The following is a 22,514-nucleotide window of genomic DNA, read 5'->3' as shown; positions in this document are numbered from 1 at the left end:
GGTTGCACCGCTTGCTGTTCGGGGCGGAGCCTTACGGATGGCCCATGACGACCGGATGACACTCAGCCCGGCAGGTTGGGCTGGAGCTTGGTTTGAGGCATGAGGCCAGAATAAAGCGTCATGCAGATCAGCGTGAGCGGAACGGCGAGCATCGCGCCCACGGCACCCCAGAGCCAGGTCCAGAAGACGATGGCGATGAAGAGCATGAAGGCGTTCATCTCCAGGCGCTTGCCCATGACGGAAGGGATCAGCAGGTTTTCCAGAACGCCGTCGAGGATGAAGAAGATGAAGGCCGGCAGAAGGCCGATCAGGACACCTTCATGGACCAGCAACCCGCTCACCGCCATGGCGACGGTCACCATGGCGATGCCGAGAAAGGGAATGAAGCTCAACAGGAAGGCCGCAACGCCCCAGAGCACCGGATTGCCGAGGCCACCGACGAAGGCGACCACGCCGGCCACCGCTCCGAACAGACCATAGACGATGACGGCCGTTGCAAAGTAGTAGCCGAGCGATTCCTCGACTTCGTTCAGCATGCGGATTGCCTTCAGGCGGCGATCGCGTCGCGAGAAGGCGCGGATCAGGGCGCGGCGAAGTGGCAGGCGCGACGACAGGAACAGCAGCAGGCCCGCGATGAAGATGAAGAGCTGGACCAGTGCCGGCCCGACGCCCGTCGCCACGGTCGACAGAATGGTGCCGGAGTTCTGCAGCATGGCCTCCATCGAATCGGGGCCACGCGAGAGTGCCGCCATAGGACGCTCCAGCCACGGGATCTGCTGCAGATACTCAACCGTGCGGTTGATCATATCAGGCCCGTTTTCGATCAGCATATTGACCGGCGTCCAGACGATGCTGACCAGGAACAGGATGATCATTAGGAAGAGGCTGGAGAGAATGATCGCCGTCAGCGTGGGGGGAACGCCGAGGTTTCCAAGGCGGTCAGCCGCAAGCCCGAGGATCAGGCCGACAACAATCGCCATGGTGAGAGGGATCAGCACGAACGAGGCGAGGTGCAGCGAAATGAGGGCGAAGATGGCGAAGAGACCGACGACGCTCCAGGAGACGACGTAATCAAGGCCCGTCTTGTGGAAACGGACCTTGCGGGACGGCTTGGCTTCTTGAGGAACTTCAATGTTCACCGGACGTCCTCCGATGAGAATTGGCAGGCTGAGTTGACTTGAACACGACGTTGTTCCCCCTTCGAGATGCCTCTCAACGTTCGGGAACAATTTCCGTTCCACCTGGGGAAATAGAGGGTGTGCAGGGGCCGATCCCGGCCCCTGTCAGGTCAGGCGTTTCCGCCGACGAGGGTGATGCCGATGCCCCAGGGATCTGTGAGACGATGGCCCTCGGCACTGCGGTCGACCCTGATCTCCAGTCCTTCCAGCGTTGCCAGAACCTTGTCGAGGGTCTGCTTGTCGTTGAAGGCGAGCGTATAGTCCTGCAAGCCGGCCATTGCGGTGGTGCGGGCGGGTGCGTTGCGGCTGTTCCAGACATTGGCGGCGACATGGTGGTGATAGTCGCCAGCTGCAAAGAAACTTGCACCCGGATAGCTCGCCATCTTCTTCAGACCGAGCACGCCTTCATAGAAGCGGTCCGCCTCCGGGACACTGCCGACCTGGAGATGGATGTGGCCGAGCGCTGCCTCGGGCGACATGCCACCCCATGGGGTCTTGGCGGCGCTGTCGTAAAGCGCCTGGAGGTCGAGGCGGTTGGTTGCCATCTCCACCGTGCCATCGGCGTGGTAGGTCCATTCTGTCGGACTGCGGTCCCGATAGACCTCAATGCCATTGCCTTCCGGGTCGGACAGGTAGATCGCCTCGCTCACCAAATGGTCGCTTGCCCCGTCGAATTGCAGGCCGAGATGGGCGGCGTGGGCAAGCCAATGCGCCAGCTCGGCACGATCCGGCATCAGGAAGGCATTGTGAAACAGGCCTGCGGCATTGCGAGGTGACGGGGCAGCATCGCCGCGCGTCGTCAGGGTCAGGAGAACGCGGTCACCGGCGCCGAGTTCGACACCGCTTGCGCTCTGTTCGATGCGCTTCAGGCCGAGCGCCTGCTCGTAAAAGCCAGCCATCGTTTCGAGGTCGCGGACAACGAGATGGGCGCGCCCGACATGGACGGGACGGCTCAGGGCAAAGGATTCGGTGTGTTCGGATACGGCGGTCATCGGGTCTCTCCATCTGCCGTTTGGCGGCGATATCTCCTTATATGGTGCAAACCATCGTTCACATAAGCGGGCATTTTCTCGAAAGATCGTTCGATAAAGATTGACGACGACGACCGCGTCAAAGTTGATCCTGATCAATGCGGCATGTGCCGCCCGGACGCATTGTCTCGCCATAAAGAGGAAACACCCGGCGGGTGACAAAGGAGAGAACAATGTACAAGAAGATCATCGTTCCAGTCGATCCGGCTGCCATCGCCATCGGCGAGAAGATCCTGGCCAAGGCCAAGTCCCTGCTCGATGACGGCGGCGAGATCGTGCTCGTGACCATCATCGAGGACATTCCGGGCTATCTCGCCATCGATGTGCCCGTTGACCTGATCGAAGGCGCCATCAACGACGCCAAGGCCAAGCTGGTCACTCTCAAGCAGAAGACCGGTGTTGCAGCCCATATCGAGATCCGCTCGGGTGCCCCTGCCCGCGAGATCCTGGCAACAGCCGAGGAGCACAAGGCCGACCTGATCGTCGTCGGCTCGCATGTGCCCGACTTCTCCAACTACTTCATCGGCGCGACGGCTGACCGCCTGGTCCGTCACTCCAAGATTTCCGTGCTGGTCGACAGGTGAGATGATGGACAACCCGGTACAGGCCATGGACACAGCTCATTTCGAACGCATCCTGCTGGCTCGCAAGGACGAGATCGAGCGGCGGCTGAAGAAGATCGACACCGACCTCGGCACGCTGAAAAGCGCCGATAGCGCGGAGCGGGCCACAGAGGCGGAGAACGACGAAGTGCTGGAGGAATTCGGCCAGGTCGGCGAGGAAGAGTTGAGAGCAATCGACGCCGCGCTGGATCGCATCACCAAAGGGCAGTATGGTCAATGCATGACATGCGGAGAGCCGATTTCGATCGAACGGCTGAAAGCCGTGCCGCACACACCTTTCTGCAAGGACTGTGCAGCCTCCCATTGAGAGGCCGTTTTCGAGGGGCGATGGGCAGGCCGGAGTGATGAGCTCCGGCCTGTTTCTGTATTCCGGTTATTTCTTGCGCATGGCTTCGGCAAGTGCTGCACCGAGGCCACCCATCGCCGGCTGTTCCGGTTTCGGCGGACGGGCGTTGGAATGCTTCATGGCGCTGGCATTGCCCTTGGCATCGCCGCGCATGGAGGGTTGTTGCGCCTCGCCACCATCTTTCCGCATGGTGAGCGCGATGCGCTTGCGCTTGACGTCGACTTCGACGACGCGAACCTTCACGACATCGCCGGCCTTCACCACCTCATGCGGATCCTTGACGAAGCGATCGGCGAGCTGGGAGACGTGGACCAGGCCATCCTGATGCACGCCGATATCAACGAAGGCGCCGAAGGCGGCGACGTTGGTGACCGTGCCTTCCAGCGTCATGCCGATCTTGAGGTCGGTGATCTCGTCGACGCCTTCGGCAAAGGTCGCCGTCTTGAAGGACGGGCGCGGGTCGCGGCCGGGCTTTTCCAGTTCAGCGAGAATGTCCTTCACCGTCGGCAGGCCGAACTGCTCGTCGATGAAACGCTTGGGGTCGAGGCTCTTCAAGGTGGCGCTGTCGCCCATCAGGGAGCGCAGGTCGCGACCGCAGGCGGCGACGATCTTCTTCGCCACGCCGTAGGCTTCCGGGTGGACTGAGGAGGCGTCGAGCGGTTCCTTACCGTTCGGGATGCGCAGGAAGCCGGCGCATTGCTCAAACGTGCGGGCACCGAGGCGCGGGACCTTCAGGAGATCCTTGCGGCTGCCGAAGGGGCCGGTCTCGTCGCGATGGGCGACGATGGCTTCGGCCGTCGTCTTGCCGAGACCCGATACGCGGGCGAGCAGCGGGGCGGATGCCGTGTTCACATCGACGCCGACGGCATTCACCGCATCTTCGACGACGGCATCCAGCGAGCGACCGAGGCGGCCCTGGTCTACGTCATGCTGGTACTGGCCGACGCCGATCGACTTCGGCTCGATCTTGACGAGTTCGGCGAGCGGATCCTGCAGGCGGCGGGCAATCGAGACGGCGCCGCGCAGGGAGACGTCGAGATTGGGGAATTCCTTGGCTGCGGTTTCCGAGGCCGAATAGACCGAGGCGCCGGCTTCAGACACGATGACCTTGGTGGGCTTTGGCGCGGTTGACGGAAACTGGGCGAGCATGTCGGCCACCAGCTTTTCCGTCTCGCGGCTGCCAGTGCCGTTGCCGATCGAGATCAGCTCGACATTGTGCTTGCGAATGAGGCTCGCGAGTTCGGTCTGGCTGCCGCGAATGTCGTTGCGCGGCTGGAAAGGATAGACGGTCGTCGTCTCGACGACCTTGCCGGTGCCATCGACCACCGCGACCTTGACGCCGGTGCGGATGCCCGGATCGAGGCCCATGGTCGGGCGGGAGCCAGCGGGGGCGGCGAGCAGCAGGTCCTTCAGGTTACGCGCAAAGACGTGGATCGCTTCTTCCTCGGCCCGCTCGCGCAGTTCGCGCATCAGGTCAAGCGAGAGCGACACGGAGAGCTTCACACGCCAGGTCCAGCCGGCGACCTCCAAGAGCCACTGGTCGGCGGGGCCCTTGGCCGCAACCTGGTAGGCGTTGGCGATCATGCGCTGGCTGGTCTTGATCGGGGACGTGTCGTCGCGGTCGACTTCGATCGAGAGCGACAGGAATTCCTCGTTCCAGCCGCGCAACATGGCGAGCGCCCGGTGACCGGGCACGGTTGCCCAGCGTTCGAAATGGTCGAAATAGTCGGAGAACTTGGCACCCGCCTCGGCCTTGCCGTCGACGAGCTTGGAATAAAGGATCGCGCGGTCCTTCATGTCGTTGCGCAGTCGGCCGATGAGATCGGCATTTTCGGAGATCTGTTCGGCGATGATGTCGCGGGCACCTTCGAGGGCTGCCTTCACGTCGAGGACTTCTTCGGTGATGTAAGCCGTGGCCAGCTTCTGCGGGTCGCTGGTGCGGTCGGCGAGGATCGCATCGGCCAGCGGCTGCAGCCCCTTTTCGCGGGCGATCTCGGCGCGGGTGCGGCGCTTCGGCTTATAAGGCAAATAGAGGTCTTCGAGTTCGGCCTTGGTGGTGACCTGGGCGATCTTGCGGGCGAGGTCGTCGGTCATCTTGCCCTGGCCGTCGATACTTTCGAAAATCGATTTGCGGCGGGCGGCAAGCTCGCGGAGATAGATCAGCCGTTCGGCGAGATTGCGCAGCTGCGTGTCGTCGAGACCGCCGGTCACTTCCTTGCGGTAGCGGGCGATGAAGGGAACCGTGGCGCCCTCGTCAAGCAGTCCGACGGCCGATGTGACCTGGTCAGGCCGGGCGTTGATCTCGGTGGCGATAAGGGCGGCAATGGATCTGATGTCGTCGGCCATGGGTCATCCGTCTGATCTGGTAAGCGGCGGACCATAGCGGGCGAATGCGGCAAGGCAACGGGCCTGCGGCCCACTTCACAGGAAAGCATGGCCTTTGGAGGTCAATTCGGCTTGACCTTTGCCCCCTTCCCCCTTAACCGCCGGGCATTCCCTTGTGGCACTGGAGGCTGGTGATGAAGGTTTTGTTGATCGGAGCGGGTGGACGCGAGCATGCGCTGGCCTGGAAGATTGCCCAGTCGCCTGATCTCACCAAGCTCTATGCAGCCCCCGGCAATCCCGGCATCGCGGAAGAGGCGGAACTCGTCTCCCTCGATACTGAGGATCACGGCGCGGTCGTCGCGTTCTGCAAGGACAAGGCGATCGACTTCGTCGTCGTTGGGCCGGAAGCGCCGCTGGTCGCCGGCATTGCCGACCGGCTGCGCGAGGCGGGCTTTGCCGTCTTCGGGCCGTCTGCAGCCGCTGCCCAGCTTGAGGGCTCCAAGGGCTTCACCAAGGATGTCTGCGCCCGCTTCAACATTCCGACCGGCGCCTATCAGCGTTTCAACAATGCGCCGAAGGCAAAAGCCTATGTGCGCGAACAGGGCGCACCTATTGTCATCAAGGCCGATGGTCTTGCTGCCGGCAAGGGCGTGACGGTTGCCATGACGCTCGACGAGGCGTTGGCTGCCATCGACGATTGCTTCGAAGGCGCGTTTGGGGCCGCTGGCGCCGAAGTCGTGGTCGAGGCGTTTCTTGATGGTGAGGAAGCAAGCTTCTTCTGCCTTTCCGACGGCAAGTCCCTTCTGCCGCTCGCAACCGCGCAGGACCACAAGCGGGTTGGTGATGGCGATACCGGCCCGAACACCGGTGGCATGGGCGCCTATTCGCCGGCTCCCGTCATGACATCAGAGATGGTCGAGCGGACGATGAAGGAGATCATCGAGCCGACCATGCGCGGCATGGCCGAGATGGGCCATCCCTTCCAGGGTGTCTTCTTCGCGGGGTTGATGATCACCGCCAAGGGGCCGGAGCTGATCGAATACAATGTCCGCTTCGGCGATCCGGAATGCCAGGTGCTGATGATGCGGCTGAAGAGCGATCTGCTGCCGATCCTTTACGCGTCTGCCACCGGCACGCTGGATCAGGTGACGGCCGAATGGAGCGATGACCCGGCGCTCACCGTCGTTCTTGCCTCCAAGGGCTATCCAGCCTCGTATGAAAAGGCGACGCCGATCGCTGCTCTGCCGGAAGCCGGCCAGGGCGCCAAGGTTTTCCATGCGGGAACGGCACTCAAGGACGGCCAGCTTGTTGCGACCGGTGGGCGCGTGCTGAACGCCACGGCGCGCGGCGCGACGGTCGCGGAGGCTCAAGCCGCCGCATACCGGCTGGTCGACGCGGTCCAGTGGGACAACGGTTTCTGCCGCCGCGACATCGGCTGGCAGGCGATCGCCCGCGAAAAGGCCTGATATCACGGGGTTTCAGCCGCATTTCGATCGGGAATCCGTCCGTTCGTTCAAATTTTATCGATGCTTCTGACCGGATCGAAAGAAACGGTTGCTAATGTTCTTCCCAACAATCGGGGAAAAACGTGATGCGCCGTATCGTTTCGACATCCATGATCCTAGCCGCCAGCATGCTGGCCACGCCCGCCACGGCAGGCTCGATCTTGACCGTTACAGGACTTGCGACGACCCAGCCGAGCATTCTTGCCGTGGCGTGTGGCCACTGCCCGGCTCCGGAACAGAGGATCGGTAAGTCGGACTATACGGTGCCCGCCATCCCGACTGGCAACCAGACTGCCGAAGTGGTCGACGTGGATGGCGAAAAGAAACTGAAGCGCGTCGAAAGCTGGTTTGGCGGTTCGCCCGTGGTTGTCTACAGCTCTGCAGCCGGCTGGGCTACCGACGGCTCGATGGTCGTGGCTGGCGCCCTGCCTGCGCCGAGCGAGATCGACCATGACGCGACGACCGCTGCGGTCGATGTCCCCGCTGACGAGAAGGCCGCGCCTGCGCTTGCCGGCTTTGAGCTTCGTCTCAACTGATCCCCATCCGCCCGCCAAACGATCCGGGCGCGGCGGTTTCTCGTGGTCGACACGGACATAACGCCCGGCCCAGTCCCGGGCGTTATGCCGTTACCCCCAATAATTTACCCATCCATTCTAATAGCCCGATATTCGAAGGTGCTTAAAGCCCTCTCAATCTTTGGGGGCGAGACTGTGTCCCAAATCTTCGGGACATGACGTGCCGATCCGTTCGACTGATCCATCTCACTGGCGCCCGAACCGCTCGACAGACGAAAGCTCTCTCGCCCATGAAAAATCTCCGGATATCGCTCCAGCTGATCCTGCTGATCGGCGGGCTCATGGCGGCCTTCGCCGCCGCCACCTATTTCCAGGTCCGCTCGTCGACGACGACGATCTACCAGCAGCGCTATGAACTTCTGCGCACCCAGGTCGAGACTGCTCTCTCGGTGCTGAAGGACTTCAACGACCGTGCGGTCGCAGGCGAGTTCACCGTCGAGGAGGCCAAGACCCGGGCTTACGACATGCTGAACAAGATGCGGTTCGAGCCGGACGGCTATTTCTTCGGATACGACTACGACGTCGTGATGCTCTTCCACCCGACCTCGAAGGATGTGGGCAAGAGCAACAAGGGCAAGCCCGACGCCAATGGCTTTGCCTATCGTGACGAACTGGTTCGTCTGGGCCAGCTGGGCGGCGGCTTCGTCGAGTTCATCGGCCCGAAGCCGGGCAAGGATCCGGAGGATCGCTCCTATCCGAAGGCATCTTACGGCAAGGCCTTTGAACCCTGGAAGGTCGTCATCGTGACCGGCCTTTACACTGACGACCTGAAGGCCGAAATCCGCTCCAGCGTGATCAAGACGATCAGCTGGTCTGCCGGTATCTTTGTGCTGGCGCTGATTGCCGCGTACATCGTCATCCGCAACATCACGACGCCGCTCAAGGCGATCCATGATGCGCTGGAAGCGGTCGCCGACGAAAATGTCAGCATCGCCATTCCGCATACCGACATGAGCAACGAAATCGGCATGATGGCCAAGGCCACCAAGAGCCTTCAGGACAAGGTGCGCGAGCGCCATGCACTGACCGCGCGCCAGGAAGAACAGCAGCGCGAGCTCGACGGTGAGCGCACCCAGAATGCAGAGGCCCAGCTCGCCGAAGCCCGTCAGCAGGCGCATGTGGTCGCCACGATCGGACAGTCGCTCGAGCAGCTTGCCCATGGTGACCTGACCGTGCGTTGCGCGGATCTCGGGTCGAAATATGCCGGTCTGCGCGACAACTTCAATGATGCGCTTGCCCGCCTCGAAGAGGCGATGGCCCGCGTCAACCTGAAGGGCAACGACATCGCTGTCTCGAAGGAAGAGATCCGCCGCGCCTCGGGTGAACTTGCGACCCGGACCGAACGCCAGGCAGCGAACCTCGAAGAGACTTCCGCCGCTCTCGACGAGCTTACCGTCGCTGTCCGCCAGACGGCGGATGGTGCGCGGGAAGCCGCCAACCGCGTCGGCACCGTCAGCGCCGAAGCTCGCCAGAGCGACGAGATCGTCGGCAAGGCGATCAATGCGATGAGCGGTATCGAGCAGTCTTCGGCCGAGATCACCAAGATCATCGGCGTGATCGATGAGATCGCCTTCCAGACCAACCTTCTCGCCCTGAACGCCGGCGTCGAAGCGGCCCGTGCGGGCGAAAGCGGCAAGGGCTTTGCGGTTGTTGCGCAGGAAGTACGTGAGCTCGCCCAGCGCTCGGCAGCGGCTGCCAAGGAGATCAAGGATCAGATCGCCCGCTCGTCGGCCCAGGTCGAACAGGGTGTGCAGCTGGTCGGCCAGACCGGTGAGGCGCTGAAGCGGATCTCCGACCAGATCGCCAGCGCCAACGACATCGTCTCGAAGATCTCGCACAGCGCCCAGGAGCAGGACACGACTCTGCGCTCGATCTCGGCCTCGATGAACCAGCTCGACCAGGCCACCCAGCAGAACGCAGCCATGGCGGAGGAAACCACGGCGTCTGCCGAGGTTCTCGCCAACGACACAGGCGACCTGCTGAGCCTGATCCGCAGCTTCAAGACCAGCCAGGCCGGCGCCGGCCAGCAGCAGTATCGCATGGCGAGCTGAGGCCAGGACCATATTGGAAACAAAGAGGCCGCCGGGGCAATCCGGCGGCCTTTCTCGTTTCAGGCGAGATCTGCGAGGCGCGCTTCGAGCCGGCCTAGTTCTCGATCGGAGAAGACCTCGATCCCGGCCCGGCGCATGAGGGCTGCGGTAACGCCGAAGCCGGGATGGCGGGTGCTGGAAAACGAGCCATCATAGATGAAGCCGGATCCGCAGGACGGACTGCCATCAATGAGGAGCGCTACGGCGCATCCCTGCTCGCGGGCAAAGGCCACGGCCTTTTTCCCACCCTGGATGAATTCTTCGGTCACATCGCCGCCCGTGACTTCCAGCACCCGGGCACGACCGGCCAGCACATCCTCTCCATTCATGCCGCCTTCAATCTCGGCGGGTGGACGGGGTGTCGGCAGGCCACCAGCCTGTTCGGGACAGTAACCGACGAGCCGTCCCTCGGCCTTCCAACGTTCAATCAGGGGATCGTGGAGGGGTTTGCCCTTGCCGTCGTAACGGACAGGGCGGCCAAGGAGGCAGGCACTGATGAGGATTTTGGGGGGCATCAGAGTTTATGCCGCCTTCACGGCGATCTGAACGCCGGTTTCGTCCTGCAGAAGGCGGATGACGGCGAAGAGATTGTCGGCGCGCGGATTTCCGGACGGGCCGAACATGCGCATCAGGCTCTTGGGCGGCAGACCGGACTTCTGGCCCAACTCGATAAAGCCGATCGTGGCGTTGATATAATCGCGCAAAAGCGCGCGACCGGTTTCGACATCACCCGACAGCAGGAGCTCGATCGCCTCGCTCAGCAGTGCGGCGCGAAAAGCCGGATCCGACTGCGCTCGATCGCGGACGGTTTCCTTGAAATCCCTCGTCAAAGCCATCTCAGCCTGCCTTTCGCTTTTTGTATTCTGCCCAACGAGCCTGCGCCGTCTTGATATCTGCCTGTTGCCGCTTCTTGGTTCCACCGGCGACCAGAATGACGAGTCTATCGCCGTCTCTGCCGAAGTAGATGCGGTAACCGGGTCCATAATCGATGCGATACTCCAGGACACCTTCGCCCACCCCCTTGGCATTGGAGAAGTTTCCTAGCGACATGCGGGTGATAGCCGTCGTCACCTTGAACCGCAGCCATGGAGTCCAGCCCTTCGAACCAGAGCCCGAAGGGACTGCGTCCTTGATCGTCGAGGAATTCACCGATCTCCATGGCCATATGGTAACATATAGGCTACCATTATCAATCGAAAAGACCCCGCCGAAGCGGGGTCTCAAATCGTCAGCCTGTGATCTTGGAGAAGTCTGCGACCGTTGCTGTCGCCTCGCGGATCGCCTTCAAGAGCGCCAGGCGGTTGGCGCGGATGGCGGCGTCCTCGTCGTTGACCAGGACATCCTCGAAGAATTTGTCGACCGGGCCGCGGAGCGTCGAGAGTGCCTGCATGGCGGAGCGGAAGTCTTCCGATGACACAGCGTCAGCTGCCGACTTTGACGCTGACTGGATGGCGGCGAAGAGGGACTTTTCCGCGTCGAGCTTCAGCAGCGCTTCCGAGACGCCATCGGCGACGACGGTACCCTTCTTCTCTTCGGCAGCCAGCAACTGGGTGGCGCGCTTGGTGCCGGCGAGCAGGTTCAGGCCGTCCTCCGAAGTGATGAAGGCGGTCAAGGCTTCGGCCTTGCGGGCGACCATCAGGAGATCGTCGGCCTCAGGCGTCAGCACGGCATCGATGATGTCGTGGCGGGCGCCTTGGTCGCGGAGATAGACCTTGAGGCGGTCGTGGAAGAAGGAGAGGAGGTCGGCATCCTTGGCGACGGACGCCAGGGGCAGCCTAATGCCCTTCTCCAGGATCATGCGCACGACGCCGAGTGCTGCACGGCGCAGCGCATAGGGATCCTTCGAGCCCGTCGGCTTTTCGTCGATCGCCCAGAAGCCCACCAATGTGTCGAGCTTGTCGGCGAGCGCGACGGTGAGGCCCACCTTGTCTTCCGGCAGGCGGTCGGACGGTCCGTTCGGCTTCCAGTGGTCTTCGATCGCAGCGGCGACGGAGGCGTCTTCCCCCTGCAAAGCCGCATATTTGCGGCCCATGGCGCCCTGGAGTTCCGGGAATTCCCCGACGGCTTCAGTACGAAGGTCAGCCTTCGCGAGCACCACGGCGCGGTCGACGAGGGCAGCATCGGCGCCGCCGATCGGCGCCAGGACCTTGGCCAGTTCGCGGATGCGCGCGACGCGCTCACCCTGCGTGCCGAGCTTGGCATGGAAGGTCACGTTCAACGCGTCGAGCTTCGCCATGCGCTGGTCGAGCGGCTTCTTCAGGTCGAGATCGAACTTGGCAGCCGACGCCTGTAGCGTGTCGAGGTCCGGCAGGTCGCCCTGGTCGCGCTTCCAGAAGTGCAGCGCATCCGAAAGGCGGGCGCGCACGACCTTACCATTGCCATGCATGATTTCCTTGCCGCCATCGGTGGCCTGGATGTTGGAGATCAGGATGAAGTGGTTGGAAAGCTTGTCGCTCTCACCCTGCGGGCGCACGACAAAACACTTCTGGTTGGTCTTAATCGTCAGACGGATGATCTCGGCCGGGATCGAGAGGTAGTCCTCTTCAAACGTGCCGAGCAAAACCTGCGGCCATTCGACGAGGCCGGAGACTTCCTCCAGCAGGCCTTCGTCCTCGACGAGGTCGAGGCCATTGGCAAAGGCGATGTCGCGGGCGTCGTGCAGGATAATGTCCTTGCGGCGCTCGGCATCGAGGATGACCTTGGCGCGTTCCAGGCTCGAAACATAATCGTCGAAGCGCTTGACGGCGATGGCATCCGGCGCGTGGAAGCGATGGCCATAGGTAACGTTGGAGGCCACGATGCCATCGATCTCGAAGGGGATCACCTGGACTTCGTCATGCTCGGGGCCGAAGGTGCAGACGATGGACTGCAGCGGGCGCACCCAGCGCAGGCTTTCCATGCCCTTGCCCTCGATGCCGCCATAGCCGGAGCCCTTGGGCATGGAGGCAAAGCCTGAACGCATCGACTTCGGCCAGGGGAAGGCCCTGATGATACCGGGCATGGCATCGGCGATGATCTCTTCGGCCGCACGGCCGGGCTTTTCCATGTAGGCGACATAGAAATCGCCCTTCTTCGGATCGGTCTTGACGATGGCCTGGTCGATCGAGGTGAGGCCCGCGCCGCGCAGGAAGCCGTCGATGGCACCCTGAGGTGCGGAGACGCTCGGGCCCTTTTTCTCTTCCTTGATATCGGCGGAGCGGGCCGTGAGGCCACGGATATCCAGCGTCAGGCGGCGCGGGGTCCAGTATTCGCGCGCACCCTCATAGGTCAGACCGGCATCGACAAGCGCATCGGTGACCATCTTCTTCAGATCGCCAGCCGCCTTGCGCTGCATGCGGGCCGGGATTTCTTCGGAGCGGAGTTCGAGCAGGAGATCGGGCATCGATTGAGACTTTTTCGCTTGTTGCAGAAGGCTGCGGCGGACTTAGCAAGCCGCGCGGCAAAAGTCATCCATGGATGCGTGCAAAATGGTTGGTGGATCAGGCGGCTGAAAGCGTGTCACCCCCACCCGCCGCTTGGCGGCGACCTCCCTCCGCAAGGGGGAGGTGGGTGGCTACCACCCTCCCCCGCCACCGCCGCCACCGCCGCCACCGGAGGAGCCGCCGGAGAAGCCTGAGGACGACGAGGAGCTGGAAGGAGGGGGTGTCGGAATGGTGGAGGCGATGGTCGAGGTCATGGAGGAGGAGAAGCCGCCGATGCGGTCGCCAAAGCCGCCGGGATTTGTGCCGTGGTACCAGCCGGGGCTGTAAGCGGCGGCCGCGGCGCCGGCTGCTGCCGTGGCAAGCCAGGTTTCGAAGGCTTGCGACCAGGGCTTTTCGACGCCGAGAGCCACCGCATAAGGCAGGAGCTTTTCGAAGTGGCTAGGCGACATGGTCGGGGCGCCGGCCATGTTCATCCGGTCCTTTTCGGCGAGCGTCAGATAGATGCGCAGGCCCTCGATGCCGTCCATCAACTTGCGGCCAAGCGGGGTCGGCGCGCCCATCAGGAAGAAGAAGAGCATGTTGATCAGAAGGATGCCGCCGAAGGCAATGAGGACCGGGAACTGGTGGGTTGCCTCCAGATCCATCCACATCGAGATCAGCATCAGCCCGAGGGTCGAGAGCGCGACGAAACCGATCAGTGCGAGCGCGAGTACGGCGATGATCTTGCTGAACAGCGAGCGACCGCCGCGGAACATGTTGACGAGGCCGATGGTGAAGGTGCCGAAGAAGATCGAGAAGAAGGTCGGGACGAAGATCAGCGCGTAGACGTCCTCGCTTAGGTCGCCGAAGATGAAAAGCGAGGCGACGACGGCGATCGAGAGGCCGATGCCGAGCGAGGTATAGCCGGCATTGCCTTTGTAGTACTTGTTCCGATGTTCTTTCTCGATGGCCTGGCGGAAGCGGTTGCCAACCGATTGCACCTTCTTGCCGTTGGCCTTGTCGATGACGAGCGCGTCCCCGGCAGAGGGTATCTCCGCCACGAGGGCGGCTTCGCCGGCCTGCAGCTTTCCGGTAATGGCCTTGCCCGTGCGGCGGATCGTGATGCGGCTGTCGAGATCGTCGAGCTCGACATAGCCCTTGACCGCGAGATCGAGCGCGGCAGCGGACAGTGCCGTCCAGCCGGCACCCGAGAAGCCCTTGTTATCGATGTAGTTGACCAGCGCTGGCGAGATGCCTTCCGGCGGATCCCAGCGCGGTATGACGACGCCCTTCGGCGGGTCGCGGCCGACCGTTGCCCAGGAGCGCAGGTAGTAGAGGAAAATCACGGCAAGGCCGCCAAAGCCGATGATCGTGTTGAGATTGTCGCGGATGAACCACCAGGTGCTGTCTTCTGACGAGGGGGCAGCGACCACGCCCTTGTCGAAGGCGAGCACGATGGTCAGGCCTTCGCCAGGACCGAGTTGCCGTGTGGTCTGAAACTCAAGGCCATCCGATCCCGGGACTTCACGGGCATTCTGAGCCTGCGAGCCAACAGGCCCGGTGAAGAAGGTGGTCTTTGTCGGGACCGCACCGTCGGGCAATACGACTGTGGCCCCGGCACGATCAATAGGAAACAACCAGCCCGTGCCCGTCACATTCCAATAGAGCTCATCGTGATCGTCGAAATAGCGGATTTGACGTCCAGTCCGGTAGGTGAGCGTGTAAACATACTCGCCTGGACGCAGAAAAACGTCAGCGGACCCCGTATAGATCCGTATTCCGCCGGTGACGTTTTCCGTGTGGAAGTTCTCTGAGCGGCCGTCCCGCTCGACCGAGATCAGGTCGAAATCGACCTTCTGGCGGAAGCCGCGTGCGTCCTGGGCGTAGAGCGGAAAATCGCGGAAGATGCCGCGCTGGATCTTGTCCCCCTCAGCATAGACTGTGATCGTTTCCGTCACCTCGATCGTGGCATCAGGAGCCACCGTGATATCGGCGTGGTAATCGCGGATGACTTCCTCGGCCTGCGCGCCGCATGCCATCCAGAGAACAAGAAGGAAAGCGGAGCACAGACGGAGGAGAGACATCATTTCTGGTCGTTCCTGACGAGGTCGACGCCGAGCGAGGCGAGCGCATCCCAGTAGCCGGGATAGGTTTTGCCAACGCAGGCGGGATCAAGGATGGTAATGTCGCGGATCTTCAGGCCCGCGAGCGCAAAGCTCATGGCGATGCGGTGATCAGCGAAGGTGTCGATGTCAGCCGGCAGCGACTGGCCCGCGAGCGAGGGGTCGGAGAAGACCAGGAGGTCGTCGCCCTCTTCCCTCGCCAGGCCCTCGCGGATGTTGTTGAGACCTGTCGAGACGGCGCGGATGCGATCGCATTCCTTAACGCGCAGGTTCTCGATGCCAACGAAGCGCACCGGCGTCTCGTTGAAGGCGGCGAGCACGGCAATCGTCGGGATCGCATCCTGCATCTGGCTGCCGTCGATGACGGCGGGCATGTGCGGGAACTGGGCGATCACGTCATAGGCCTTGGCATCCGGCTGGGTGAAAGCGTCAGACGGTGTGCCGATGTCGATCTGGCCCTTGGTCAGCACTTCCGCGCCCCAGAGATAGGTCGCAGCAGACGCGTCCGGCTCGATGTGGAAATCGGTTGCGGTGTATCCCGTCGGCTCGATGCGCCAGGAGGCCGCTGTCGGCTGCTCGACCTTGGCGCCGAAGGCACGCATGGCCGACATCGTCAGGTCGATGTAGCCGCGGGCGCCGATATCGGCACCTGCAAGTTCGATGGTGAACGGCTCGGAACCGCAGGCGGCTGCCATCTGCAGGGCCGAGACATACTGGCTCGACAGACCAGCATCGATGACAACGTGGTTCTTCTTGAAGGCGCCATTGGCGTCGATCGCAACAGGCGGGCAGCCCGAGGGGGCGGCGATGGCCACGCCAAGCGACTGCAGCGCCTCGACGAGCGGCTTGATGGGGCGCTTGCGCATGTGCTCGTCGCCATCGACGACGTAGCGACCGTGGCCGAGGGCCAGAGCGGCAGTCAGGAAGCGGGTGGCGGTGCCGGCATTACCGAGAAAAAGCGGGTCGGCAGGCGCCTTCAACTCGCCGGTGCTTGTGACGACGAAGGTGGTGGCATCCGGCTCCTCGACGGTCACGCCCATCTGGCACAGTGCGTCCGCCATGTAACGCGTGTCGTCGCTCTTCAGGGCGCCGGTCAACCGGCTCGTCCCCTTGGCGAGGCCTGCCAAGAGAAGCGCGCGGTTGGTGATGGATTTCGAACCCGGAGGGCTCACCTTGCCCGTCAGGGCATGGGTGGGCGGAAGGATGGTCACACTGTCAGTCGTCATGGATCCCAGTCTCTACACATCGTCCCAGGCAGGCTTGCAAACAAGCCTGCCTCGTTTTTTTCTTCTGTCGCGGGTTCTGGTCGGAAAACCGCAGAACACTTTTCCGGAACCCGCTCTAGCGGACGTCAGAACTTGACCGTCGGTACCGCACGGTCGGCCTCGTTGGCAATCTCGAAATAGGGTTTCTTCGAGAAGCCGAACTGGCCGGCAACGAGGTTGTTGGGGAAGCTCTCGACCTTGACGTTCAGATCACGCGCGGCGCCATTGTAATAGCGGCGCGACATCTGGATCTCGCCTTCGACGGTTTCGAGCGACTTCTGCAGTTCGAGAAAGTTCTCGTTAGCCTTGAGATCCGGATAGGCTTCGGCGAGCGCAATAATCTTGCCCAGTGCGGCTCCAAGCAGGCCTTCCGCCTGGGCGCGGCCCGCGACATCGCCTGCCGGCACGGCCTGGGCCTTGTTGCGCAGCTCGATGACACTTTCGAGCGTGCCCTTCTCGTGGCCGGCATAACCCTTCACCGTCTCGATCAGGTTGGGGATCAGGTCTGCACGGCGCTTCAGCTGCACATCGATGCCCGACCAGGCTTCCTCGGCCATCTGCCGGGCCTTCACCAGGCCGTTGTAGATGAAGACGAGGTAGGCGCCGATGGCGGCGAGGATGGCAAGTGTCGTGAACATGGTGTGCAAGGCTCCCCAGCTGAATTGGCCGCACGTTAGCGGGTCATGGATGCAAAGTCATGATGCAAGTTTCATTCGATATCAGCCAAAAGCGTGCGGGAATGACACGACCGATGGTTCAAATTGCGGGGAATTAGGAACCGCTCCATTAATCCGTAACCGCTAATATGGGATTCCAAGAGGTTTTGCAGCGGAGCTGTCGCATGCAAGCAACGACCTGGAACAATCTGCCCATGTGGGCACTGCTCGCAAGCCGAGACATTCTCAAGGCGGCGATCCCCGAACGACGGCTCAGCGACACGCTGAAAAGCATTCTCGGCGTGCTGACGTCACTGCCGCAGCTCGATCTCTCCGACATGGCGGCCATCTATATCCGCGAGGCGGGTCAGGATCGGCAGCGGCTCTTTCACAACAACACGGCAGACCAGATGGAACTGCCGCTCGACCTGCCGTCGGGCGCACGCATGCCCGAATGCATCGCCGAGCGAGAGGATCTCATCCCCTACTGGATACCGATATCGGTTGCCGGCGATCCGGATTTCGGCACGGCCGTCTTCTTCAGCCGCAGCGAAAGGCCGATCAACGTCGAGAGCCTGTCTGCGCTGCGGGTACTCGCCCAGGAGTTCGGCCCGATCATCCAGCTGCGCAATGGCTGCACGGCCTCTCTGATCGACATGGTGGAGTTGTCGACCGACGAGATCTACATCTTTGATCCGCTGAGGTTCACGATCAGCCGGACGAATGCGACTGCGAGCGTGCGTACCGGCTATTCGGCGGAGGCGCTCTGCGGCATGACACCCGCCTCGCTGAAGGTCGGGCTATCGGAGCTGGACTACCGCGCCAAGCTGATGCCGCTGGTCGACGGGAGCGCACGCAGCATCACCTTCGATGCGATCCAGCGGCGGCGCAACGGAACGGTCTATCCGGTCAAGGTGCATGTTTGGCGAATTCGCGGCCCGTCCTCCGACCTGTTTGCCGAGGTGGCGATCGCGACCGCCGACCAGCGCAAGGCCTTTGGGCTGCTGGAGCAGGTCTTCGATGCGATCCCAGGCGGGATCGGCGTCTTCGACAATCGCTCGCGGCTGTTGATGGCCAATCGTCGGCTTTATGACTTGATGAACATTCCGCCCGAGATGTTCCCGCCGGGGTCCAAGTTCGAGGACATCCTGCGCTACAATGCCAGCCGAGGCGAATGGGGCGACGGTGACCCCGAGGCCATGGTGCGCGAACGCGTCGAGCAGGCAGCGCTTGGGCTTCCCTACAGTTTCGAGCGTGAGCGCAAGAGCGGCAAGGTGCTGACCGTCCGTTCCGAGCCGCTGTCGAACGGCGGCTATGTGCTGAGCTACAGCGACATCACGCTGCGCAAGCGGGCGGAGAAGGAGCTGATCCGCAACCGCGACGAGCTGGAAAAGACGGTGCGCCAGCGCACGGCAGAGATCGCGGCCCAGGCGGCGGCGCTCGAAGAGGCGCTGCAGCAGGAAAAGAACATCAATGCCATGCAGCGGCAGTTCGTGGCGATGACCAGCCACGAATTCCGCACTCCGCTTGCGATCATCGATGGCGCCGCCCAGCGCATCCAGCGCAAGAAGGGCGAGATGGACGCGCGCTTTCTCACCGACAAGACACAGCAGGTCCGCTCTGCGGTTGCCCGCATGGTGGAGTTGATGGAGAGCTTCCTGTCGGCGGGCAGGATCGATACCGGCAAGATCGAGCTGTCGCTCGTCGACTGCTCGCTGCACAAGCTGATCGAGCAAGCACTCAAGCGGCAGAAGCTCTCATCGCAGCATCACCGCTTCGATGCCCAGATCGAGGGCCTGCCGCCGGTGATCCGTTGCGACGCGCTTGGGATCTCGCAGGTCCTGACCAACCTGCTGTCCAACGCCGTCAAATATGCGCCGCGCGCGCCTGACATCACCATTCGTGGCTGGGAAGAGGATGGTTTCGTCTTCCTTTCTGTCAAGGACGAAGGCGTCGGCATCGACGCCGAGGATGTGCCCAAACTCTTCCAGCCCTATTTCCGCGCCCGCACCTCGACCGGCATTGCCGGGACGGGCATCGGCCTGTCCCTCGTCAAGCAGATCGTGACGCTGCATGACGGAGATATCTTCGTCGAAAGTGAACGCGGCAAGGGCACCTGCTTTACCCTCGTGCTGCCGGTCCAGGGACCGGTCATCCCAGAAACGATCGAACCGGCGCCGGAGGTCAGCGTCGCTTGATGTGTCGTGATCAGAAAGGACAATGCCATGATCACAGTGCTTTGCGTTGAAGACGAAAGAGACGTCCGGGAACTGATCGTCGAGGAACTCGAGGAGGCCGGCATCCGCGTGCTGCAGGCGGAAAACGGCAAGGAGGGCCTCGACAAGATCCTGACCCAGCGTCCCGATATCGTCATCTCTGACATCACCATGCCGGAAATGGACGGGATCTCCATGCTCGGCGAACTGCAGATCAACCACCCGCAATTCGCCAACATGCCGTTCCTGTTCCTCACGGCGCTGGCCGACCGGGAAAAGATGATCGAGGGGCTCGGCGCCGGTGCCGAGAGCTACCTCACCAAACCGATCGACTTCGATGTGCTGATGGCGAAGATCAACGGCCTGGTAGTCCGGATCGAGAACCGGGTGGCGGCGGGGCTGGAATTCTAGGAGGGCGACTTTCGGCGCGCAGCAACCATCCGGCCATGCGCGCCGGCGTGGCGTCACTTCTCGGTATAGACGGTGCAGAACAGTCGCAATCCCGACTTGGCGCGCTTGAAGACGGTATAGGAGGCTAGCTCGAAGCCTCTGCTTGCCCAGTATTTCTTGTTCTCTTCGAGGTTGTTCCAGCCATCGATGCGCCAGTCGATGTTCTGGCTGTTCGGCTGGTAATGCAACCGCACCAAAGCGCTCTCCACGCCGAGACCGCGCTCGCCACTGTCCTTGCATTCCATCTTGGTCACGATCAGGCCGTTAACGCCGAGCTTGTCAGCGTATTTGAAAACGACCTTGCCCGACATCCAGTCGGATGTTTCGGCATTCGCCAAGCCGGCGCCAGAGATCAGCGCAGCCGAAAAAGCAGCCATAGTCAGAAGAGAGCGAGCCGTATTCATCATTTCCCTTTCCACGAATCGAAGGGATGCTAACCGACTTCTGTTTCAATTCAAGGTTGATCGACCGCTCGCATGCAGGCGGCTGCGGAGCCGCCTTGCTGGCTCAAGCCGCCCGACCGAAATTCGCGCCACCCGCATCCGTCAGCAGGAAAGCCTCGCCGCAGCTTTTGGCCAGCGCGCGCACGCGGCCGATATAAGCCTGGCGTTCGGTGACCGAGATGACGCCGCGGGCATCGAGCAGGTTGAAGATGTGGGAGGCCTTGATGCACTGGTCATAGGCCGGGAAGACGCATTTGTGCAGGCGCTGGTTTTCGCTGTCGGCGGGAGCGCCGGCGGCGAGCAGGGCCTGGCATTCCTTCTCGGCATCGATGAAGTGGCGATGCAGCATCTCGGTGTTGGCGAATTCGAAGTTGTGGCGGGAATATTCCTGCTCGGCCTGCAGGAAGACGTCGCCGTAGGAGATCTTCTCTTCGCCTTCGCGGCCGTTGAAGTTGAGGTCGTAGACGTTGTCGACGCCCTGGACATACATGGCGAGGCGCTCGAGACCGTAGGTGAGTTCACCGGCGACCGGCGAGCAGTCGATGCCGCAAACAGCCTGGAAGTAGGTGAACTGCGAGACTTCCATGCCGTCGCACCAGCATTCCCAGCCGAGACCCCAGGCGCCCAGCGTCGGGCTTTCCCAGTCGTCCTCGACGAAGCGGATGTCATGCAGCAGCGGATCGAGACCGATCGCCTTCAGCGAGCCGAGATAGAGCTCCTGCAGGTTGGACGGATTCGGCTTCAGGATGACCTGATACTGGTAGTAGTGCTGCAAGCGGTTCGGGTTTTCGCCATAGCGGCCGTCCGAAGGACGACGCGAGGGCTGGACGTAAGCGGCACGCCAGGGCTTGGGGCCTAGCGCACGCAGCGTGGTGGCCGGATGGAAGGTGCCAGCGCCGACTTCCATGTCATAGGGCTGGAGCACAGCACAACCCTTGTCTGCCCAGTAGGCGTGCAGCGTCAGGATCAGCGCCTGAAAGGAGCGCTTGGGGTCCATGTGCGGGGCAAGGGGCGTGTTCATCGGGCTATCCATCGGCTTGGCTCATGTCGAGGCCCGTCTGGTGCCATGAGTGGGCGGAAGGGTCAAGCGTCTCGGTTCGTGGCGTCCTCGCCAGTGCCGATCACACGTCGAGTTCGTCCGCGTTCTGCAGCTTGCCGACCAGGGAAAAGGCCACGCCCTTGGGCTCGAAGCGGATCGCTGCCTGGCCCTGGAAAAGAACGGATACGACGCGTTCGGTCAGGCGTGAGCCGAAGCCGCGGCGTGTCGGCTCTGTGACCGGCGGGCCGCCGCTTTCCTGCCAGTCGAACGTGAAGCCGTTTTCCGACTGCTTGTCCCACTGAATGGTCACGCGGCCTTCCGGACGGGACAGCGCGCCATATTTCGTGGCGTTGGTCGCAAGTTCGTGGATCGCCAGAGAGAGGCCAAGCGCCTGCTGGGCCGAGAGGTAGACCTGGGGGCCATCGATCGCAATCCGGTCGTCGCCATCGACATGCGGCGCAACCGCGGTTCGCGCGATCGCCGAAATTTCGGCAGCCGTGACACTCATGCCGGTGAGCACGTCCTGTGCCTTTGCCAAGGTCTGGATGCGCGCACCGATCGTCGTTGCCGCTTCGGAAATCGACGTCGCGCCACGCAGGCTCTGGCTGATGATCGACTGCACCATAGCCAGCGTATTTTTCATGCGATGGGCGAGCTCCCGGTTGAGGAGCTTCAGCTCATCTTCATACTGGCCACGCTCGGCCAGATGCTTCTGGGCCTCGTGATAGGCCTCTTCCAGGGCGTTGCGGTCGACCACCGCCTGGGTTGTCTCGGTGACCGTGTTCAGAAGACCGGCAATCTTGCCGTCATCGTCGTAGAGCGGGCTGTAAGAGAAGGTCCAGAAAGTTTGCTCGTCATAGCCGTTGCGCTGCATGACCAGCGGCAGATCTTCCTGCCAGGTGCCTTCGCCGGATAGCGCTGTCTGAATGAAGGGATAAATGGCGTCCCAGACATCGGACCAGACTTCGCGAAAAGGCCTGCCCATGGCGTGATCTACGCGGTTGCCGAGCATCGGCGCATAGCCGTCGTTGTGGAACTGCAGCAACTCCTCGCCCCACCAGAAAGACATGGGCTGGCGGGTGGAGAGTACGGTCCGTACGACGGATTTGAGTGAAACGGGCCAGCCTTCGACAGGTCCGAGGGACGTCGCAGACCAATCGACCGCATTCGAATGCCGCGCGACGCCACATCTGACCCCCAGGAACTCCTCGCCGATCTTCATCAAACTCCCGCGTCACGATTTATGGC

At 62.3% G+C, this 22,514-nt stretch carries 19 protein-coding genes and 1 pseudogene; 7 read left to right on the top strand and 13 right to left on the bottom strand.

All coding sequences use genetic code 11. From position 1 onward, the window contains the following. Positions 1-62: 62 nt before the first annotated feature. Positions 63-1,139, bottom strand: a complete 1,077-nt coding sequence (locus C0V73_RS07885) for an AI-2E family transporter (RefSeq protein ID WP_102019428.1) — start codon at positions 1,137-1,139, stop codon at positions 63-65. Between the two features lie 149 nt (positions 1,140-1,288). Beyond that, positions 1,289-2,170: a VOC family protein gene (locus C0V73_RS07880; protein ID WP_102019427.1), complete on the bottom strand. Its 882-nt coding sequence runs from the start codon at positions 2,168-2,170 to the stop codon at positions 1,289-1,291. A gap of 212 nt (positions 2,171-2,382) precedes the next feature. Between C0V73_RS07880 and C0V73_RS07875 the strand changes: the two genes are divergently transcribed. Further along, positions 2,383-2,793, top strand: a complete 411-nt coding sequence (locus tag C0V73_RS07875; protein ID WP_102019426.1) for a universal stress protein — start codon at positions 2,383-2,385, stop codon at positions 2,791-2,793. Between the two features lie 25 nt (positions 2,794-2,818). Next, positions 2,819-3,139: a TraR/DksA family transcriptional regulator gene (locus tag C0V73_RS07870; RefSeq protein WP_172450109.1), complete on the top strand. Its 321-nt coding sequence runs from the start codon at positions 2,819-2,821 to the stop codon at positions 3,137-3,139. Between the two features lie 66 nt (positions 3,140-3,205). Here C0V73_RS07870 and C0V73_RS07865 read toward each other — a convergent pair whose 3' ends face one another. Beyond that, a complete protein-coding gene (locus C0V73_RS07865; protein WP_102019425.1) occupies positions 3,206-5,524 on the bottom strand; it encodes a Tex family protein in 2,319 nt (772 codons plus the stop codon). Between the two features lie 173 nt (positions 5,525-5,697). Between C0V73_RS07865 and purD the strand changes: the two genes are divergently transcribed. The 3 genes from purD to C0V73_RS07850 all read left to right on the top strand — a co-directional run bounded on the left by purD (position 5,698) and on the right by C0V73_RS07850 (position 9,634). After that, the gene (purD, locus tag C0V73_RS07860) at positions 5,698-6,969 is read left to right on the top strand and encodes a phosphoribosylamine--glycine ligase (RefSeq protein ID WP_102019424.1); all 1,272 of its coding nucleotides are present in this window, start codon (positions 5,698-5,700) and stop codon (positions 6,967-6,969) included. A gap of 125 nt (positions 6,970-7,094) precedes the next feature. Next, entirely contained in the window at positions 7,095-7,544 is a 450-nt protein-coding gene (locus tag C0V73_RS07855) for a plant virulence effector HPE1-like domain-containing protein (RefSeq protein WP_102019423.1), read from the top strand. Positions 7,545-7,813: 269 nt separating this feature from the next. After that, on the top strand, positions 7,814-9,634 hold the full coding sequence (locus C0V73_RS07850; RefSeq protein WP_102019422.1) for a methyl-accepting chemotaxis protein: 1,821 nt from the start codon (positions 7,814-7,816) through the stop codon (positions 9,632-9,634). 59 nt (positions 9,635-9,693) lie between these two features. Here C0V73_RS07850 and C0V73_RS07845 read toward each other — a convergent pair whose 3' ends face one another. The 7 genes and pseudogenes from C0V73_RS07845 to C0V73_RS07815 form a co-directional block, all read right to left on the bottom strand. Beyond that, the gene (locus C0V73_RS07845) at positions 9,694-10,188 is read right to left on the bottom strand and encodes a DUF523 domain-containing protein (protein ID WP_102019421.1); all 495 of its coding nucleotides are present in this window, start codon (positions 10,186-10,188) and stop codon (positions 9,694-9,696) included. 6 nt (positions 10,189-10,194) lie between these two features. Beyond that, the gene (locus C0V73_RS07840) at positions 10,195-10,509 is read right to left on the bottom strand and encodes a transcriptional regulator (RefSeq protein WP_102019420.1); all 315 of its coding nucleotides are present in this window, start codon (positions 10,507-10,509) and stop codon (positions 10,195-10,197) included. Between the two features lies 1 nt (position 10,510). Further along, positions 10,511-10,832: pseudogene (locus C0V73_RS07835) on the bottom strand (type II toxin-antitoxin system RelE/ParE family toxin). A gap of 69 nt (positions 10,833-10,901) precedes the next feature. Then, entirely contained in the window at positions 10,902-13,055 is a 2,154-nt protein-coding gene (gene glyS, locus C0V73_RS07830; protein ID WP_102019419.1) for a glycine--tRNA ligase subunit beta, read from the bottom strand. A gap of 171 nt (positions 13,056-13,226) precedes the next feature. Further along, positions 13,227-15,161: a DUF2207 domain-containing protein gene (locus C0V73_RS07825; RefSeq protein ID WP_102019418.1), complete on the bottom strand. Its 1,935-nt coding sequence runs from the start codon at positions 15,159-15,161 to the stop codon at positions 13,227-13,229. After that, the gene (locus C0V73_RS07820; protein ID WP_102019417.1) at positions 15,158-16,423 is read right to left on the bottom strand and encodes a 3-phosphoshikimate 1-carboxyvinyltransferase; all 1,266 of its coding nucleotides are present in this window, start codon (positions 16,421-16,423) and stop codon (positions 15,158-15,160) included. The genes C0V73_RS07825 and C0V73_RS07820 overlap by 4 nt, the downstream gene beginning before the upstream one ends. A gap of 125 nt (positions 16,424-16,548) precedes the next feature. Beyond that, positions 16,549-17,100, bottom strand: coding sequence for a LemA family protein (locus tag C0V73_RS07815; RefSeq protein WP_102019416.1), 552 nt, complete (start codon positions 17,098-17,100; stop codon positions 16,549-16,551). 203 nt (positions 17,101-17,303) lie between these two features. Between C0V73_RS07815 and C0V73_RS07810 the strand changes: the two genes are divergently transcribed. After that, the gene (locus C0V73_RS07810) at positions 17,304-19,316 is read left to right on the top strand and encodes a PAS-domain containing protein (RefSeq protein WP_172450099.1); all 2,013 of its coding nucleotides are present in this window, start codon (positions 17,304-17,306) and stop codon (positions 19,314-19,316) included. Between the two features lie 27 nt (positions 19,317-19,343). Beyond that, entirely contained in the window at positions 19,344-19,745 is a 402-nt protein-coding gene (locus C0V73_RS07805; protein WP_102019644.1) for a response regulator, read from the top strand. A gap of 53 nt (positions 19,746-19,798) precedes the next feature. Here C0V73_RS07805 and C0V73_RS07800 read toward each other — a convergent pair whose 3' ends face one another. The 3 genes from C0V73_RS07800 to C0V73_RS07790 all read right to left on the bottom strand — a co-directional run bounded on the left by C0V73_RS07800 (position 19,799) and on the right by C0V73_RS07790 (position 22,488). After that, the gene (locus tag C0V73_RS07800; protein ID WP_245407910.1) at positions 19,799-20,191 is read right to left on the bottom strand and encodes a hypothetical protein; all 393 of its coding nucleotides are present in this window, start codon (positions 20,189-20,191) and stop codon (positions 19,799-19,801) included. A 100-nt stretch (positions 20,192-20,291) separates the two neighbouring features. Further along, positions 20,292-21,224, bottom strand: coding sequence for a glycine--tRNA ligase subunit alpha (locus C0V73_RS07795; RefSeq protein WP_102019642.1), 933 nt, complete (start codon positions 21,222-21,224; stop codon positions 20,292-20,294). Between the two features lie 124 nt (positions 21,225-21,348). Next, on the bottom strand, positions 21,349-22,488 hold the full coding sequence (locus tag C0V73_RS07790; RefSeq protein ID WP_102019414.1) for a PAS domain-containing sensor histidine kinase: 1,140 nt from the start codon (positions 22,486-22,488) through the stop codon (positions 21,349-21,351). Positions 22,489-22,514: the final 26 nt, after the last annotated feature.

It is taken from the genome of Rhizobium sp. TH135 (assembly GCF_002855515.1).
Taxonomy (GTDB): domain Bacteria; phylum Pseudomonadota; class Alphaproteobacteria; order Rhizobiales; family Rhizobiaceae; genus Allorhizobium.
The sequence above is the reverse complement of the archived record's forward strand: the minus strand, read 5'-3'. Positions and strand labels throughout refer to the sequence as shown.